This window comes from Klebsiella sp. BIGb0138 (assembly GCF_004342285.1).
In the GTDB taxonomy this organism is placed as follows: domain Bacteria; phylum Pseudomonadota; class Gammaproteobacteria; order Enterobacterales; family Enterobacteriaceae; genus Klebsiella.
Genome location: NZ_SMCV01000006.1, coordinates 98039 through 112614, shown reverse-complemented (window position 1 = coordinate 112614; position 14576 = coordinate 98039). Strand labels below are relative to the sequence as shown.

The following is a 14576-nucleotide window of genomic DNA, read 5'->3' as shown; positions in this document are numbered from 1 at the left end:
TTATGCTAATCAAATTATTAACTAAAGTTTTCGGTAGTCGTAACGATCGTACTCTGCGCCGCATGCGCAAAACCGTTGGCGTGATCAACGCCATGGAACCGGCGCTGGAAAAGCTCTCCGATGAGGAGCTGAAAGGCAAAACCGCCGAGTTCCGCGCGCGTCTGGAGAAAGGCGAAAGCGTAGAAAGCCTGATCCCGGAAGCCTTTGCGGTGGTTCGTGAGGCGAGTAAACGCGTATTCGGCATGCGCCACTTCGATGTGCAGCTGCTGGGCGGTATGGTGCTCAACGAGCGTTGCATCGCGGAAATGCGTACCGGTGAAGGTAAAACCCTGACCGCCACGCTGCCGGCGTATCTGAACGCGCTGTCGGGTAAAGGCGTTCACGTGGTGACCGTCAACGACTACCTGGCGCAGCGTGATGCGGAAAACAACCGTCCGCTGTTCGAGTTCCTCGGTATGACGGTGGGTATCAACATGTCCGGCCTGCCTGCTCCAGCGAAACGCGAAGCTTACGGTGCGGACATTACCTACGGCACTAACAACGAATACGGTTTCGACTACCTGCGCGACAACATGGCGTTTAGCCCGGAAGAGCGCGTTCAGCGCAAACTGCACTACGCGCTGGTGGATGAGGTCGACTCCATCCTGATCGATGAAGCGCGTACCCCGCTGATCATTTCCGGTCCGGCAGAAGACAGCTCGGAGATGTACAAGCGCGTAAACAAAATTATCCCGCACCTGGTGCGCCAGGATAAAGAAGACTCCGATACCTTTACCGGTGAAGGCCACTTCTCCGTCGATGAGAAGGCGCGTCAGGTTAACCTGACCGAACGCGGCCTGGTGCTGATCGAAGAGCTGCTGGTACAGGAAGGTATTATGGAGGAAGGGGAATCTCTGTATTCACCGTCCAATATTATGCTGATGCACCACGTGACCGCAGCGCTGCGTGCGCACGTGCTGTTCACCCGCGACGTCGACTACATCGTCAAAGACGGCGAAGTCATTATCGTCGATGAGCACACCGGTCGTACCATGCAGGGGCGCCGCTGGTCCGATGGTCTGCATCAGGCCGTGGAAGCGAAGGAAGGCGTGGATATCCAGAACGAGAACCAGACGTTGGCCTCTATCACCTTCCAGAACTACTTCCGTCTGTACGAGAAGCTGGCGGGGATGACGGGTACGGCGGATACCGAAGCCTTCGAATTTAGCTCCATCTACAAGCTGGATACCGTGGTTGTCCCGACCAACCGTCCGATGATCCGTAAGGACATGGCGGATCTGGTCTATATGACCGAAGCGGAAAAAATTCAGGCGATTATCGAAGATATTAAAGAGCGTACCGCCGCAGGCCAGCCGGTTCTGGTGGGTACCATTTCGATCGAAAAATCAGAAGTGGTTTCTCATGAGCTGACGAAAGCCGGCATCAAGCACAACGTTCTGAACGCTAAGTTCCACGCCAGCGAAGCGGATATTGTCGCCCAGGCGGGCTATCCGTCGGCGGTGACCATCGCCACCAACATGGCCGGTCGTGGTACCGATATTATGCTCGGCGGTAGCTGGCAGGCAGAGGTCGCGGCGCTGGAAGATCCGACGCCAGAGCAAATCGAACAGATTAAAGCCGACTGGCAGGTTCGTCATGATGCCGTTCTGGCGGCGGGCGGTCTGCACATTATCGGCACCGAGCGTCATGAATCCCGTCGTATTGATAACCAGCTGCGCGGCCGTTCCGGTCGTCAGGGGGATGCCGGTTCTTCGCGCTTCTACCTGTCGATGGAAGATGCCCTGATGCGTATCTTTGCCTCCGATCGCGTCTCCGGCATGATGCGTAAGCTGGGTATGAAGCCAGGCGAAGCGATTGAGCACCCATGGGTGACCAAAGCGATTGCTAACGCACAGCGCAAAGTGGAAAGCCGCAACTTCGATATTCGTAAGCAGCTGCTGGAATATGACGATGTTGCCAACGATCAGCGCCGGGCGATCTATAGCCAGCGTAACGAGCTGCTGGATGTTTCTGACGTGAGCGAAACCATCAACAGCATCCGTGAAGACGTGTTCAAAGCGACTATCGACGCGCATATTCCGCCGCAGTCGCTGGAAGAAATGTGGGATGTGGAAGGCCTGCAGGAACGTCTGAAAAACGACTTCGATCTTGATCTGCCGCTGAAAGAGTGGCTGGATAAAGAGCCTGAGCTGCATGAAGAGACGCTGCGCGAACGTATTCTGCAGAGCGCGATTGAAACCTACCAGCGTAAGGAAGAGGTGGTCGGTGCCGAAATGATGCGTCATTTCGAGAAGGGCGTGATGCTGCAGACCCTCGATTCTCTGTGGAAAGAGCATCTGGCGGCGATGGACTATCTGCGCCAGGGTATCCATCTGCGCGGTTATGCGCAGAAAGATCCGAAGCAGGAATATAAGCGTGAATCGTTCTCCATGTTTGCCGCGATGCTGGAATCACTGAAGTATGAAGTGATCAGCACCCTGAGCAAGGTTCAGGTGCGGATGCCGGAAGAAGTGGAGGCGATGGAGCAGCAGCGTCGCGAAGAAGCCGAGCGTCTGGCGCAGATGCAGCAGCTTAGCCATCAGGATGACGAGACCGCCGCCGCCGCCGCACTGGCTGAGGAGACGGGCGAGCGCAAGGTCGGCCGGAACGATCCGTGCCCGTGTGGTTCTGGTAAAAAATACAAACAGTGCCATGGTCGTCTGAGTTAAGCTCAGAGAATAAAACTAAAGGCGCAGATATCTGCGCCTTTTTTATGGAATTAACACAATGAAAAAACTACAAATTTCTGTTGGCATTATCCGTAACCCGCAGGGAGAAATCTTTATTACCCAGCGGGCAGCCGACGCTCATATGGCCAATAAACTCGAGTTTCCCGGGGGGAAAATTGAAGCCGGGGAATCCCCGGAGCAGGCGCTGACGCGTGAACTTCAGGAAGAGGTGGGTATTACGGTAGAGTCATCCCGGCTGTTTGATAAGCTGGAGTATCAGTTCCCGGATCGGCATATTACGCTGTGGTTCTGGCTGGTCGAGACGTGGGCTGGCGAACCGTGGGGCAAAGAGGGGCAGCCGGGACGTTGGATTGCCCAGCAGGCGTTGGTGGCCGAGGCGTTTCCGCCGGCAAATGAGCCGGTTATTACGAAGTTAGTCCAGACCGCATTCTGAGCAAAAATTTTCCCGGACGAGGCTATCCGTCATCGCCATCCGGGATTTACCCCGACCGTGCAGCGCCCGGCCGGGCTGGCGCAATTACTGCTGTTCCTCGCTCCAGTCATCGGTATCGGACAAATCTCCGGCGCTAGGAATACGTTTTTCTTCCGCAGCCCACTCTCCGAGATCGATCAGCTGGCAGCGTTTTGAGCAAAATGGCCGAAACGGGCTACGCTCGTTCCAGACCACGGTTTTGCCACAGGTTGGGCAATTGACGATCGTCTCTTCTGACATTTTTGCTCCTTAACAACAAGCCAGTTCAAAATCAAAGCGCTCAGGTACGATCCCAAGCTCGCTGTCCAATGGCAGGAAGCGAATAGCAAACCGGCTCTTATGGCCGGAAATTTGCGGATACAGCTGACTGGCAATATCCAGGCGTAAACGCAGCAGGTCGGCATCTTCGCCATTGTCCTGATAAAAGCCGTTGAGGCTGGTCTGCTTGCGAAAAGGGGCCGAGTTACGAATCAGGTCGAGGATCAGCACCAGGGATTGCGTCAGCGGTGCAAGGCTGGCTAACCATCTTCCGACCTGTTCATCGCGATACACCTGAGGCATATGCAGCCAGACGTGTAACGTTGGTAAATCGAAGCTGCAGCAGCCGCCGGGAATGCTCAGACGCTGACGCACCAGGGCAATCAAGCGGTCTTCGCGCAGGAACTGGCCGATCCGCGGGGCGGACATCAGCGTACTGCCGCATTGCTTCAGCTGCTGGCGTAAGTCCTCAATGCGCTGGCGATCGACGCCGGGAACTTCCGCCCAGGATTGCAGTTTGCGCTGCTGGCGTTCCAGCTCTTTCAGCAGATCCGTTCGCACCTCGCCGCGCTCCAGAACATCTAAAAGATCGCCCGCGTTGCGGAAGAAATGGAGCGCATTGGCATAGGTGTCGATCGTCGGGTGAACGGTCAGCTGCTGCAGCAGAAATTCAATACGCAGCCAGGTACGCATTTTTTCATTGAGTGGATGTTCAAATAGAACAGGGGTGTGCATTACGATTTTTCCTGTGAGGCGGCCTGCGATGCCAGCATAAGATACTTTTCGTGCAGGCGGGCGACGTCCGCTGCGATGGCATCCGGCGGGCCCATGTTTTCAATAACATCATCCGCAACGGCGAGGCGCTGTTCACGCGTCGCCTGGGCGGCAAGAATATGTTCGGCATGTTCACGGCTGACCCGATCGCGAAGCATCGTACGCGCGATCTGAGTTTCTGTGGGAACATCGACGACCAGCACGCGGTCAGCGTTGGCGGCCAGGTGGTTTTCAACCAGCAACGGGACCACCCAGAGGAGATAAGGCGAGCGAGAGGCCTGCATTTGTCTGCGCGTTTCCTGCTGGATGAGCGGATGCAGCAGCGCATTAAGCCAGGCTTTATCCTCAGGATGCGCAAAGATTTTTTCCCGCAACGCGCGGCGGTTCAGCGTGCCGTCATCATTGATCGTCAGCGAACCAAAATGCGCGGCAATGGCCTGCAGGGCGGGAGTGCCGGGTTCGACGACCTGACGGGCGATAATGTCTGCGTCGATAACGTTAACCCCAAGGTGAGAAAATGCATCAGCCACGGTGCTTTTACCACTGCCGATGCCGCCCGTTAACGCTACCGTATACCTCATGCTTTCCGATCCTGAACTGACTATATACACATTACGCTGCAGAGAAGTTCGTTATTCACCCGCGCCCTGGCCTTGTGAGCGATGCCTCATCAAGGCTGTCTCGGGCCAACGAACGGCCCTCACAATATAGACTGGATTGTTTTGTATATATAAATCAAGTAGTTAAAAATAATGCGCTGGACAGTGATTATCGCAAGCGCGCTATTCGCTGTTCACCAGGTAAATTTATACGATTGTAGCGTAAAAAAAGTGAAAATCGCAGTCTTGCGCAGCCCTGATTCGCGCGTATGATAACGTCACCGGAGTTGTGCTCTCACAATAATGCAATTAACCCCAGGAATTCGCACATGCGTATCGAAGAAGATCTGAAGCTTGGTTTTAAAGACGTTCTTATCCGCCCAAAACGCTCTACCCTCAAAAGCCGTTCTGATGTTCAGCTGGAACGTGAATTCACTTTTAAACATTCTGCTCAGTCCTGGTCTGGCGTGCCGATCATCGCTGCCAACATGGATACCGTTGGTACCTTTGGCATGGCGAAGGCGCTGGCCTCATTCGGTATTCTGACCGCGGTTCACAAACACTATAGCGTTGAAGAGTGGCAGGGTTTTGTCCAGTCAGTTTCTGCTGATGTGCTGAAATACGTTATGGTGTCCACCGGGACTTCTGATGTGGATTTCGAAAAAACCAAACAGATCCTCACTCAGAACCCGCAGCTCAACTTCGTCTGTATCGACGTGGCGAATGGTTATTCTGAACACTTTGTCCAGTTTGTCGCCAAAGCGCGCGAAGCTTGGCCGCAGAAAACCATCTGTGCGGGTAACGTCGTCACCGGCGAAATGTGCGAAGAACTGATTCTGTCCGGTGCCGATATTGTGAAAGTGGGCATCGGCCCGGGGTCCGTGTGCACCACCCGCGTGAAGACCGGCGTCGGCTATCCGCAGCTCTCCGCCGTGATCGAATGTGCCGATGCGGCGCACGGCCTGGGCGGGCAGATCGTCAGCGATGGCGGCTGTACCATGCCGGGCGATGTGGCGAAAGCCTTCGGCGGCGGCGCTGATTTCGTCATGCTGGGCGGAATGCTGGCGGGTCATGAAGAGAGCGGTGGTACCGTCGTTGAAGAAAACGGCGAGAAATTCATGCTGTTCTACGGCATGAGTTCTGAATCAGCGATGACGCGTCACGTTGGCGGCGTGGCGCAGTACCGCGCGACGGAAGGTAAAACCGTTAAGCTGCCTCTGCGCGGCCCGGTGGAAAATACCGCCCGTGATATTCTCGGCGGCCTGCGTTCTGCCTGCACCTATGTGGGCGCGTCTCGTCTGAAAGAGCTAACCAAACGCACGACCTTTATTCGCGTACAGGAACAAGAGAACCGCGTGTTCAATAGCCTGTAATGCCCGCTGCCGGCGCCTGTATCGCGCCGGCATTTATCCCCCCATGCCGCTAATGGCGTCACCCAGATGAAAAATGGGTAAATACATCGCCACCACCAGCACACCGACAATCGTCCCGGTAATGAGCAACAGCGCGGGTTCCAGCAGCGTCGCCAGGTTTTCGGCCTGATAATGCGTCTGTTCGCTATGGTGACGGGCGAGATTTTCCAGCATGGTATCCAGCGACCCCGATGCTTCACCGGTACGGATTAGCTGCAGGCATAGCGGCGTAAAACCTCCGCTGCGGGCGAGGGCCTGCCAGATGGGCATCCCGTGGGTAATCTGCGTATACGCGTGATGGATCCGCTGGCGCCACAGCGGGCAGCTCAGCGTTTGCTCTACGCTTTCCAGACCTTGCAAAAAGCTGATGCCGGCGCTCTGGGTGAGGGTGAGAACGGTGAAGATCTGGCTGAGCGACTGCCCGCGCATCAGCTTACCGGCCACCGGCAGGGCGTGAAGCATTTTTTGTCGCTGCAGCAGCCAGTGCGGGCGACGACGGGCAAGACGGTTCAGGAGAGCAGGTAACACCAGCAGCAGAATCAGCGCTGGCCAGCGCTGGCTGAGACTTTCGCTGGCGCCAATAACAAGCCGCGTCAGTAGCGGTAGTGGCGTATTAAATGTTTGATAGATAGCGGAAAATTCAGGAAGAACAAACCACAACATCGCGGTAATGACCAGCAGCGCCATGCTCAAAATGATGAGGGGATAGCGCAGCGCTTTTTTGACTTTCTCCGCCAGCTGCTGCTGTTCCCGCTGCTGGTGAGCGAGCTGCAGGCAGCACAGATCCAGTTTACCGGTGAGCTCACCGGTGCGGATCATCGCCAGATAGAGTGGAGGAAAGGCCTGCGGCCATTTCTCCAGAGCGTCAGAGAGCGAAATGCCCTGTGCCAGCTCCTGAGCCAAAGAGCGCAGCAGGGCCTGCCACTGCGGGGTAGACTGCTGCTGCGCCAGCAGTTCGAGCCCTTCAGCCAGAGGAAGCCCGGCCTGCAGGAGCGCGGCCAGCTGGCGCACAATCTGGCCACTGTAGCGCGGGTGCCAGAGCGCATTTTTGACCGCGCAACGGCGAAGCGTCAGCGGAATAATGCGTTCATGCTGAAGCGTCTGCAAGGCCGCCAGTCGGCTACTTTCCCATAACGTCCCCTGACAGGGGGCGCCCCGGGTATCGACCCCTTGCCAGCGCCAGAGACGGTCAGTTGCCATGAGGGATCCCCAGTACGCGTATCACTTCCTCGAAGTTGGTCAGCCCTTGCCCGACCGCCTGACAGCCGCTTTCAAACAAGGTCATCATCCCGGACTCGCGCGCCAGAGATTCGACTTCCGCGGCGCTAAGGCCGTGGGCAATGGCCAGGCGCAGCGCGCTATTCACCGGCAGCAGTTCAAAGAGCGCCTGGCGGCCATAGTAGCCGTGATAGCACTGCGGGCAGCCCACCGCCTGCCAACGAGGGAGCGGATGTGGCCACAGGTTGTGCGGTACCTCGACGGTATCCCCGGTCTCACGGCGGCAGTGTACGCACAGTTTACGCACCAGGCGCTGAGCGATGACCAGCGACAGCGCGGAAGAGATCATCCAGCTGGCCACGCCCATTTGCTGCAGGCGGACAAGGGTCTCGCTGGTGGAGTTGGTATGCAGCGTCGAGAGCACCAGGTGCCCGGTTTGCGCCGCTTTAATGGCAATTTCTGCGGTTTCCGCATCGCGAATTTCACCGACCATAACGATGTCAGGATCCTGACGTAACAGCGCGCGCAGGACGCTGTGAAACGTGAGCCCGGAGCGGGTGTTAATCTGCGTCTGGTTCATCCCGGCGATAGGGATTTCCAGCGGGTCCTCGACGCTACAGATGTTGACCTGCTCCTGATTTCTGGCCTGCAGCGCGCTATAGAGGGTGACGGTTTTACCGCTGCCGGTGGGGCCGGTGACCAGGAGCAGGCCCTGCGGCTGGCTGAGCGCCGCGCGAAAGGCGGCGAGCTGAGGGGATGACAGCCCCAACGCTTCCAGCTCCAGCGCCTGTTCTACCTGATGCAGTAAACGCAGAACGATTTTTTCCCCGTGACGGCAGGGAAGCGTGGCAATACGAAAAGAGACCGGGCGGCCGCACAGGGTCAGGGTAAACTGACCGTCCTGCGGCAGACGATGCTCGGCGATGTCCAGATTGCCGAGCACCTTAAGGCGCGCGGCGATTGGGGCTGCGAGTTCTGATGGCAGAAGCGGGAGCAGGTGGAGTACGCCATCGACCCGCAGGCGGATCCGCAGGTTATTCTCCTCGGGTTCGATATGAATATCGGATGCCCGTTGACGTAGCGCCTGCTCAAGGACCTGATTAACCCGTTCGATAATACCGGGCGTGGTATCGCCGCCGACAGGGAGTGAGGGGGGAGTGGAAACATGTTGCCGCTTATTCATCTGGTCCTGGCTCCAGCACTCGATATCGATTCGTTTCTGCGTGGCGAAGCGCAGCGCCTCCAGCAGTTCCGGCGCCGGCGCATCGACCACCGCGATCGCGATGGTTTGTTCATCGCTGTTCAGCAGCAGGGCGTGGTAGCGCAGGCAGAGAGGGATTAATTGTTCAGCTTTCATTGCGGCGGTCTCAGTTTACGCGAAAGACGTCTTCGCAGGCCTGTTTGAGCTCGCCGTTGCTGGCGATCCCGCAGACGCGCTGCCAGCCGGTAATGCCGCCTGCGTTATCCCAGACTGGGGTCATGGTAACGCTCAGGCCATTGAGGCTCTCCTGACCATCCAGGGTGACAATACCCTGCGCCACGCTCATCGCGGCGACGTAACGCGTGGTGGTCGGGGAGGGGATGCCGTTGCTGCCGCCATCACAGCTGGTGAGACCGCCGTGTTCGAGAGCGCATAATTCAATGGCCGTGCGGTACGGCACAAAGGTTTGCAGCATGTCGGTGAGGGCCGCTTTGCGCAGGTAGTTCTGGTAGGCCGGAATGCCAATGGCGCTCAGGATGGCAATGATCCCAATGACCACCATCAGTTCGATCAGAGTAAAACCGCGTTGTCTGTCCATAAGTGCTCCTGGTTATTTTTGGGCACTGTGACGGGCTTTCGCTGCGATGGCGACGGAGAAATGAGAAGGCGGGGAACGGGGTTCCAGGCTTTTTGCGATGATTGCAGGCGGAGCGGCGAGAGATATAAGCGGCCTCGCAAAAGGCAACCCCGGTCGGTGACGGAAACCGGGGAAGGTTATCAGCGAAAACGCATGGAAAGATCAAGCGCGCGCACGTGTTTGGTCAGCGCGCCGACGGAGATGTAATCAACGCCGGTTTCGGCAAATTCGCGGATAGTGTTGAAGGTGACATTGCCGGAGACTTCCAGTGCCGCCTGACCGTTGTTCCGCTTCACCGCTTCACGCATCAGGTCGGTGGTGAAGTTGTCGAGCATGATGATATCCGCGCCAGCTTTGAGCGCTTCATCCAGCTCATCAAGCGACTCTACCTCCACTTCCACCGGCACATCCGGGTGCATCCAGAAGGCTTTTTCCACCGCCTGGCGTACCGAGCCCGAGGCAATAATGTGGTTTTCTTTGATCAGGAAGGCATCGGATAGCCCCAGCCGATGGTTTGCGCCGCCGCCGCACAAGACGGCATACTTCAGCGCGGTGCGCAGACCTGGCAGGGTTTTACGTGTATCCAGCAGTTGGGTTTTGGTTCCCGCCAGCAGGTTCACATAGCGACGCACTTCGCTGGCGACGCCGGATAAGGTCTGCACGAAGTTCAGCGCGGTGCGCTCACCGGTCAGCAGCAGGCGGGAGGGACCATCCAGTTCGAACAACGGCTGGTCCGCCTTAATCGTATCGCCATCCTCGACGTGCCAGGTGAGGCTGACATCGTCGCCAGCCAGCTGAATAAACACTTCTTCAACCCAGCGCTTACCGCAAAATACACCGTCCTCGCGAGTAATGATGACCGCATGCGAGCGCGCGTCTTCCGGCAATAATTGCGCGCTAATATCGTTGTTAGCATTGACCTCGCCACCGAGATCTTCGCGCAGTGACTGGGCGACGGCAGCGGTGATATCCTGGTTAATGCGCTCCAGCAGCGCGTCACGGCGGCGGTCGGGATTGTAGCGACGAGGCGACATGATAAAGCTCCAGATAGATAAGATTCAGCAGTGGGAAACATGCTAACCTGAACAGCGTTTCTACACCATATACACTTCGTTGTTCAGGGCATCTCCGCACCGGCTGTTCTTCCGCTTCCGGGGCGTGATTCGCGAGTTGTCCTGCCGCGATCGGAACGATTTGTGTATGATAATCAGCATCCTTTGGGCCATGGGCGGCCCGGGAGCATGAGTTAGCGAAAGGAGACTCCACATGCAGTTGAATGGGGGATGGCTGGTGGATGCGCGTCGGGTTCCTTCGCCGCACCATGATTGCCGCCCGGATGATGAAGCCCCTTCCTTATTGGTGGTGCATAATATTAGTCTGCCGCCGGGTGAATTTGGCGGCCCGTGGATTGATGCCTTGTTCAGCGGCACGCTCGATGCCAATGCTCATCCTTTCTTTGCCGAAATCGCTCATCTGCGCGTTTCGGCGCATTGTCTGATTCGTCGTGATGGCGAAATCGTGCAGTATGTTCCTTTCGATAAGCGCGCATGGCACGCGGGCGTCTCCAGCTATCATGGGCGCGAACGCTGTAATGACTTTTCGATTGGTATTGAGCTGGAAGGGACCGACACTCTGGCTTATACCGATGCGCAGTACCAACAGCTGGCGGCAGTCGCACAGCAGCTGATCGCGCTGTATCCGGCCATCGCTGACAATATCACGGGCCATAGCGATATTGCGCCGGTGCGGAAAACGGATCCCGGTCCGGCTTTTGACTGGGCAAAATTTCGCGGTCTGTTGGCCGCTTCGTCAGATAAGGAGATGCCATGACGTTGTTTACTACGCTGCTGGTACTCATCGCTGAGCGTCTGTTTAAGCTCGGTGAACACTGGCAGCTCGATCACCGGCTGGAAGTGCTGTTTCGTCGGGTGAAGCATTTTTCGCTGCCTGGTACCCTGCTGATGACCGCCGCGGCCATGGCGGTGGTGTTTATCATTCAGCGCGCGCTGCACGGAGTGTTGTTTAATGTCCCCCTGCTGGTTTTCTGGATTTTACTGGGCCTGCTGTGCATCGGCGCGGGCAGGGTGCGCCTGCACTATCATGCTTATCTGCAAGCCGCATCACGTAACGATCGCCATGCCTGCGATGCAATGGCCAGCGAACTGACGCTCATCCACGGCGTGCCGCCGGGCTGTGACACCCGCGAATTCCTCAGCGAGTTGCAAAACGCGCTTCTGTGGATTAACTACCGCTACTACCTGGCGCCGCTGTTCTGGTTTGTGGTCGGTGGGCAGTGGGGGCCGATCACGTTGATTGGCTACTGCGTTCTGCGCGCCTGGCAGACGTGGCTGGCGCGTTACCAGACCCCACGCCATCGCTTACAGTCGGGCATTGATGCCATTCTGCACGTGGTGGACTGGCTGCCGGTACGACTGGTTGGCGTGGTGTATGCGTTAATTGGTCACGGCGAAAGGGCTCTTCCCGCCTGGTTCGCCTCGCTGGGCGATCGCCACTCTTCGCAGTACCAGGTTCTGACCCGACTGGCGCAGTATTCGCTGGCGCGCGAGCCGCACGTGGATAAAGTCGCAACGCCGAAAGCGGCGGTTTCGATGGCCAAGAAAACCTCGCTGGTGGTGGTGGTGATCATGGCGCTGCTGACGATTTACGGGACCTTGATTTAAGCCCTACCCGCCGTGGGCGGGGTTTTATGGCGTATCAGCAGGCGGGATGCCGAAGTCGGGCATCCCGTTTTCCTGCCAGCGAACCCGTGACGGCCTGAAAATCAGCGCTGCCCGGCGGCAGAGACTAAGGTGCGTGTTTTACCGTAAATAATCGTCAGGATCGCCGGGACGCTGAAGGCGACGACGATGGCTATCACCTCGTAGATAGCTTTTGATTCCGGGCCGCTGAACAGACCCAATTCGAATACATTCAGCACCGGCAGGAAGCTGTAGGTTTTTACCCGCAACAGCCCGGTGATCGCTCCCCCCATTGCGGCGCCGATGCAGCCGAAGATAAACAACATCCGGTATTTCAGGTTCACGCCGTACAGAGCCGGTTCGGTTATGCCGAAGAAGGCTGAGATCGATGCTGAGATCGCGAGCTGTTTGTCCTTAAGGCTGCGGGCGATAAAAATAGCGCCGAATGCTGCCCCGAACTGCCCCATGACCGCTGACATAAACATTGCCATTACCGTGTCGTAACCGTTCACCTGCATGTTGATCAGCGCAATCGGGATAATGCCCCAGTGTACGCCAAACACGACGAACAGCTGGCCAATCCCCGCCAGCAGCGCGCCAGAGAGCATTGGACTGAGATTGTAGAGCCATGTGTAGCTGTTGGCGATGCCGATCCCGACATAATCGGCAATGGGGCCAATCACCGTAAACACGACAAAACCGCAGATAATTAGCGACAGGCAGGGGACAAATACCAGCGCCGCGACTTCTGGCACCACTTTTTTGCACCAGCGTTCGACGTAGCTCAGAAACCAGACCGCAAAGATCGCCGGGATTACCGCACCTCCGTAAATCTTCAGCGGAAAGGTGAGGTGAAAGAGCTCCACGCTGTTGGGGGTTGCGGCGTCGGTAAGCGGGAAGATCATCGCGGCAGTCAGCGCCAGTGCGGTGAAACGACTGGTCTTGAATTTATCCGCGGCGGTCACGGCAATAAATATCGGTAACATGACGAATACGCCGCTGGAGAGCGCATTGAAGACCACAAACAGCCAGGATTTTGTCGAGATAAGATCCATCGTTTGTAGTAGAACCACCAGCCCTTTCACCACCCCGACTCCGGCCAGGACGCCAATGTAGGGAGTAAAGATTGCCGACAGTGTCGCCAGCAGACGGTTAAACAAAGAAGTTTTGACGACCTCTGGGGTTGTGGTATCGCTATGAACGGGCATCAGGGTGTTCATAGCGGCGTAAATTTTTTCAACCTTCGGGCCAATGACTATCTGGAACTGGCTGCCGTTGTTGACCAGTTTGACCACCTCGGGGAGCTTGTACAGCTGTTCCTCATCGATCAGGGCCTCATCCTTGAGGTTCAGGCGTAGACGGGTTGCGCAGTGAGTCGCATGTTCAATGTTTTCCCGGCCACCCACGGCGGAGAGGATCTGTTCTGCAATGGTATTAAATTGAGTCGCCATAACGAGGCACCTTATAGAAATAGGTAGGGTACAGGCTGTAGATCAGGCGTAATCGCCTGGTTTGGTTTTGCTTTTTACGGCCACGCCGAAGTCGGTAAAGATACGCTGTGGCAAGTTATTGCCTTTTGCTTCGGCAATATGGTGTGCGAGGATTTGGAACGGGACGATCAGCAGCAGTGGCGCCACGGTTTCCGGAACGTTGATACCCAGCGCCAGGGTATGTGGATCGTCGCTTTCGCCCGGAGTGACGGTATAGACTGAGGCGGTATGCCGCTGTTCGTATTGGCGCAGTAGCAGCAGACGTTCGCGAGCGATGCCCGGTACATCGAGGAAAAACAGACGATGCTGCGAATTAATTTCAAAATATGGTCCATGCATAAACACTTCCATCTCAATTCCCTGTGACGGTACGCGCACGGTCTCGGTGAATTTGGTTGCCATCTCCATGCATACCCCGACCGCCGGACCATAGCCGATACTGGTGAAACGTGGGGACGAGACCAGATCGTCGTGCCAGCGGCGGAAGAAAATTTCGGTCGCCTCGATAATGGTCGGGATTGCACCTACCGCCTCACGCAGCATCTTCAGTTCCCGCTGTTCACAGGCTTCATCAATGGCATCAATGCTCCGGGCATGGCGCAGGCCCATTAGCATCAGCGTCAGGATCGTCGCAACATAACCCTTGGTGACGTAGCCGACACGTTCTTCACCGATATCCAGTAGCACAAGGCGATCGGCAGTTCTGGCGAGTTCGCTTTGCGGTTTGCTGGTTACACCTAGGGTATTGACCGGGAACTGCTGCTTTAGCGCCGCCAGGGCGTGCAGGGTTGAGGTGCTTTCTCCGCTCTGGGAAACGGCGACGACGGTGCGGACTGCCGGGTTGTGTTTTTCAAAATGCTGATAGTGGAATGGTTCGGCGATGCTGACGCGCACGGCGGAGAGACTTTCGATGTAATACTTAGCGCTGACGGCGGCGTTTACGCTGGAGCCGGTCGCCAGAATCAGCCACTCGCTGTCGTCGGCGATGGCCGGAATATTCTGCGGATAGTTATCCAGAATATGCGCAAGCGTGGCCTGCTCTTCGTGGATATAGGTCATCATCGTGGGTTTCATTGGGTCGCTCCGC

Annotated in this window: 14 protein-coding genes; 5 read left to right on the top strand and 9 right to left on the bottom strand. The window is 56.9% G+C overall.

The features are described from left to right. The first annotated feature begins 2 nt into the window (after positions 1-2). Positions 3-2708: a preprotein translocase subunit SecA gene (gene secA / locus EDF73_RS15000; protein WP_132729902.1), complete on the top strand. Its 2706-nt coding sequence runs from the start codon at positions 3-5 to the stop codon at positions 2706-2708. Between the two features lie 58 nt (positions 2709-2766). After that, positions 2767-3162, top strand: coding sequence for an 8-oxo-dGTP diphosphatase MutT (mutT, locus tag EDF73_RS14995; protein ID WP_132729901.1), 396 nt, complete (start codon positions 2767-2769; stop codon positions 3160-3162). A gap of 84 nt (positions 3163-3246) precedes the next feature. Here mutT and yacG read toward each other — a convergent pair whose 3' ends face one another. From yacG to coaE, 3 genes are read right to left on the bottom strand one after another with little or no spacing between them, the layout of a single operon-like run. Beyond that, complete coding sequence (gene yacG, locus EDF73_RS14990; protein WP_132729900.1) at positions 3247-3441, bottom strand: DNA gyrase inhibitor YacG; 195 nt, start codon at positions 3439-3441, stop codon at positions 3247-3249. A 9-nt stretch (positions 3442-3450) separates the two neighbouring features. Further along, on the bottom strand, positions 3451-4194 hold the full coding sequence (gene zapD / locus EDF73_RS14985; RefSeq protein ID WP_132729899.1) for a cell division protein ZapD: 744 nt from the start codon (positions 4192-4194) through the stop codon (positions 3451-3453). Further along, positions 4194-4814, bottom strand: a complete 621-nt coding sequence (gene coaE, locus EDF73_RS14980; RefSeq protein WP_132729898.1) for a dephospho-CoA kinase — start codon at positions 4812-4814, stop codon at positions 4194-4196. The genes zapD and coaE overlap by 1 nt, the downstream gene beginning before the upstream one ends. Before the next feature lie 347 nt (positions 4815-5161). On the opposite strand from coaE, the gene EDF73_RS14975 reads away from it, so the two are divergent. Further along, positions 5162-6205, top strand: a complete 1044-nt coding sequence (locus EDF73_RS14975; RefSeq protein WP_132729897.1) for a GMP reductase — start codon at positions 5162-5164, stop codon at positions 6203-6205. Between the two features lie 33 nt (positions 6206-6238). Here the strand turns inward: EDF73_RS14975 and hofC are convergent, their stop codons facing one another. The 4 genes from hofC to nadC form a co-directional block, all read right to left on the bottom strand. Then, positions 6239-7444 carry a protein transport protein HofC gene (gene hofC / locus EDF73_RS14970; RefSeq protein ID WP_132729896.1) on the bottom strand — a complete coding sequence of 402 codons (1206 nt, stop codon included), beginning with the start codon at positions 7442-7444 and terminating at the stop codon, positions 6239-6241. Then, positions 7434-8819: a type II secretion system protein GspE gene (gspE, locus tag EDF73_RS14965; RefSeq protein ID WP_132729895.1), complete on the bottom strand. Its 1386-nt coding sequence runs from the start codon at positions 8817-8819 to the stop codon at positions 7434-7436. The genes hofC and gspE overlap by 11 nt, the downstream gene beginning before the upstream one ends. 10 nt (positions 8820-8829) lie before the next feature. Further along, positions 8830-9261, bottom strand: coding sequence for a prepilin peptidase-dependent pilin (ppdD, locus tag EDF73_RS14960; protein WP_132729894.1), 432 nt, complete (start codon positions 9259-9261; stop codon positions 8830-8832). A gap of 179 nt (positions 9262-9440) precedes the next feature. Then, positions 9441-10334, bottom strand: coding sequence for a carboxylating nicotinate-nucleotide diphosphorylase (gene nadC, locus EDF73_RS14955; protein ID WP_132729893.1), 894 nt, complete (start codon positions 10332-10334; stop codon positions 9441-9443). 232 nt (positions 10335-10566) lie between these two features. On the opposite strand from nadC, the gene ampD reads away from it, so the two are divergent. After that, positions 10567-11130 (top strand): 1,6-anhydro-N-acetylmuramyl-L-alanine amidase AmpD, encoded by a 564-nt coding sequence (gene ampD, locus EDF73_RS14950; protein ID WP_132729892.1) that lies wholly within the window; start codon positions 10567-10569, stop codon positions 11128-11130. Further along, on the top strand, positions 11127-11981 hold the full coding sequence (gene ampE / locus EDF73_RS14945) for a beta-lactamase regulator AmpE (protein ID WP_132729891.1): 855 nt from the start codon (positions 11127-11129) through the stop codon (positions 11979-11981). The genes ampD and ampE overlap by 4 nt, the downstream gene beginning before the upstream one ends. A 101-nt stretch (positions 11982-12082) precedes the next feature. On the opposite strand, the gene EDF73_RS14940 is transcribed toward ampE, so the two are convergent. Together EDF73_RS14940 and EDF73_RS14935 are read right to left on the bottom strand one after the other, a co-directional pair. Further along, on the bottom strand, positions 12083-13450 hold the full coding sequence (locus EDF73_RS14940) for a PTS transporter subunit EIIC (protein WP_132729890.1): 1368 nt from the start codon (positions 13448-13450) through the stop codon (positions 12083-12085). A 42-nt stretch (positions 13451-13492) separates the two neighbouring features. Further along, entirely contained in the window at positions 13493-14563 is a 1071-nt protein-coding gene (locus tag EDF73_RS14935; protein ID WP_132729889.1) for an SIS domain-containing protein, read from the bottom strand. Between the last annotated feature and the right edge of the window lie 13 nt (positions 14564-14576).

Coding starts and splice junctions, on each gene's coding strand:
- gspE (WP_132729895.1), bottom strand. CDS start 8,819: ATGAAAGCTGAACAATTAATCCCTCTCTGCCTGCGCTACCACGCCCTG.
- zapD (WP_132729899.1), bottom strand. CDS start 4,194: ATGCACACCCCTGTTCTATTTGAACATCCACTCAATGAAAAAATGCGT.
- coaE (WP_132729898.1), bottom strand. CDS start 4,814: ATGAGGTATACGGTAGCGTTAACGGGCGGCATCGGCAGTGGTAAAAGC.
- mutT (WP_132729901.1), top strand. CDS start 2,767: ATGAAAAAACTACAAATTTCTGTTGGCATTATCCGTAACCCGCAGGGA.
- nadC (WP_132729893.1), bottom strand. CDS start 10,334: ATGTCGCCTCGTCGCTACAATCCCGACCGCCGCCGTGACGCGCTGCTG.
- ppdD (WP_132729894.1), bottom strand. CDS start 9,261: ATGGACAGACAACGCGGTTTTACTCTGATCGAACTGATGGTGGTCATT.
- secA (WP_132729902.1), top strand. CDS start 3: ATGCTAATCAAATTATTAACTAAAGTTTTCGGTAGTCGTAACGATCGT.
- EDF73_RS14940 (WP_132729890.1), bottom strand. CDS start 13,450: ATGGCGACTCAATTTAATACCATTGCAGAACAGATCCTCTCCGCCGTG.
- ampE (WP_132729891.1), top strand. CDS start 11,127: ATGACGTTGTTTACTACGCTGCTGGTACTCATCGCTGAGCGTCTGTTT.
- yacG (WP_132729900.1), bottom strand. CDS start 3,441: ATGTCAGAAGAGACGATCGTCAATTGCCCAACCTGTGGCAAAACCGTG.
- hofC (WP_132729896.1), bottom strand. CDS start 7,444: ATGGCAACTGACCGTCTCTGGCGCTGGCAAGGGGTCGATACCCGGGGC.
- EDF73_RS14935 (WP_132729889.1), bottom strand. CDS start 14,563: ATGAAACCCACGATGATGACCTATATCCACGAAGAGCAGGCCACGCTT.
- EDF73_RS14975 (WP_132729897.1), top strand. CDS start 5,162: ATGCGTATCGAAGAAGATCTGAAGCTTGGTTTTAAAGACGTTCTTATC.
- ampD (WP_132729892.1), top strand. CDS start 10,567: ATGCAGTTGAATGGGGGATGGCTGGTGGATGCGCGTCGGGTTCCTTCG.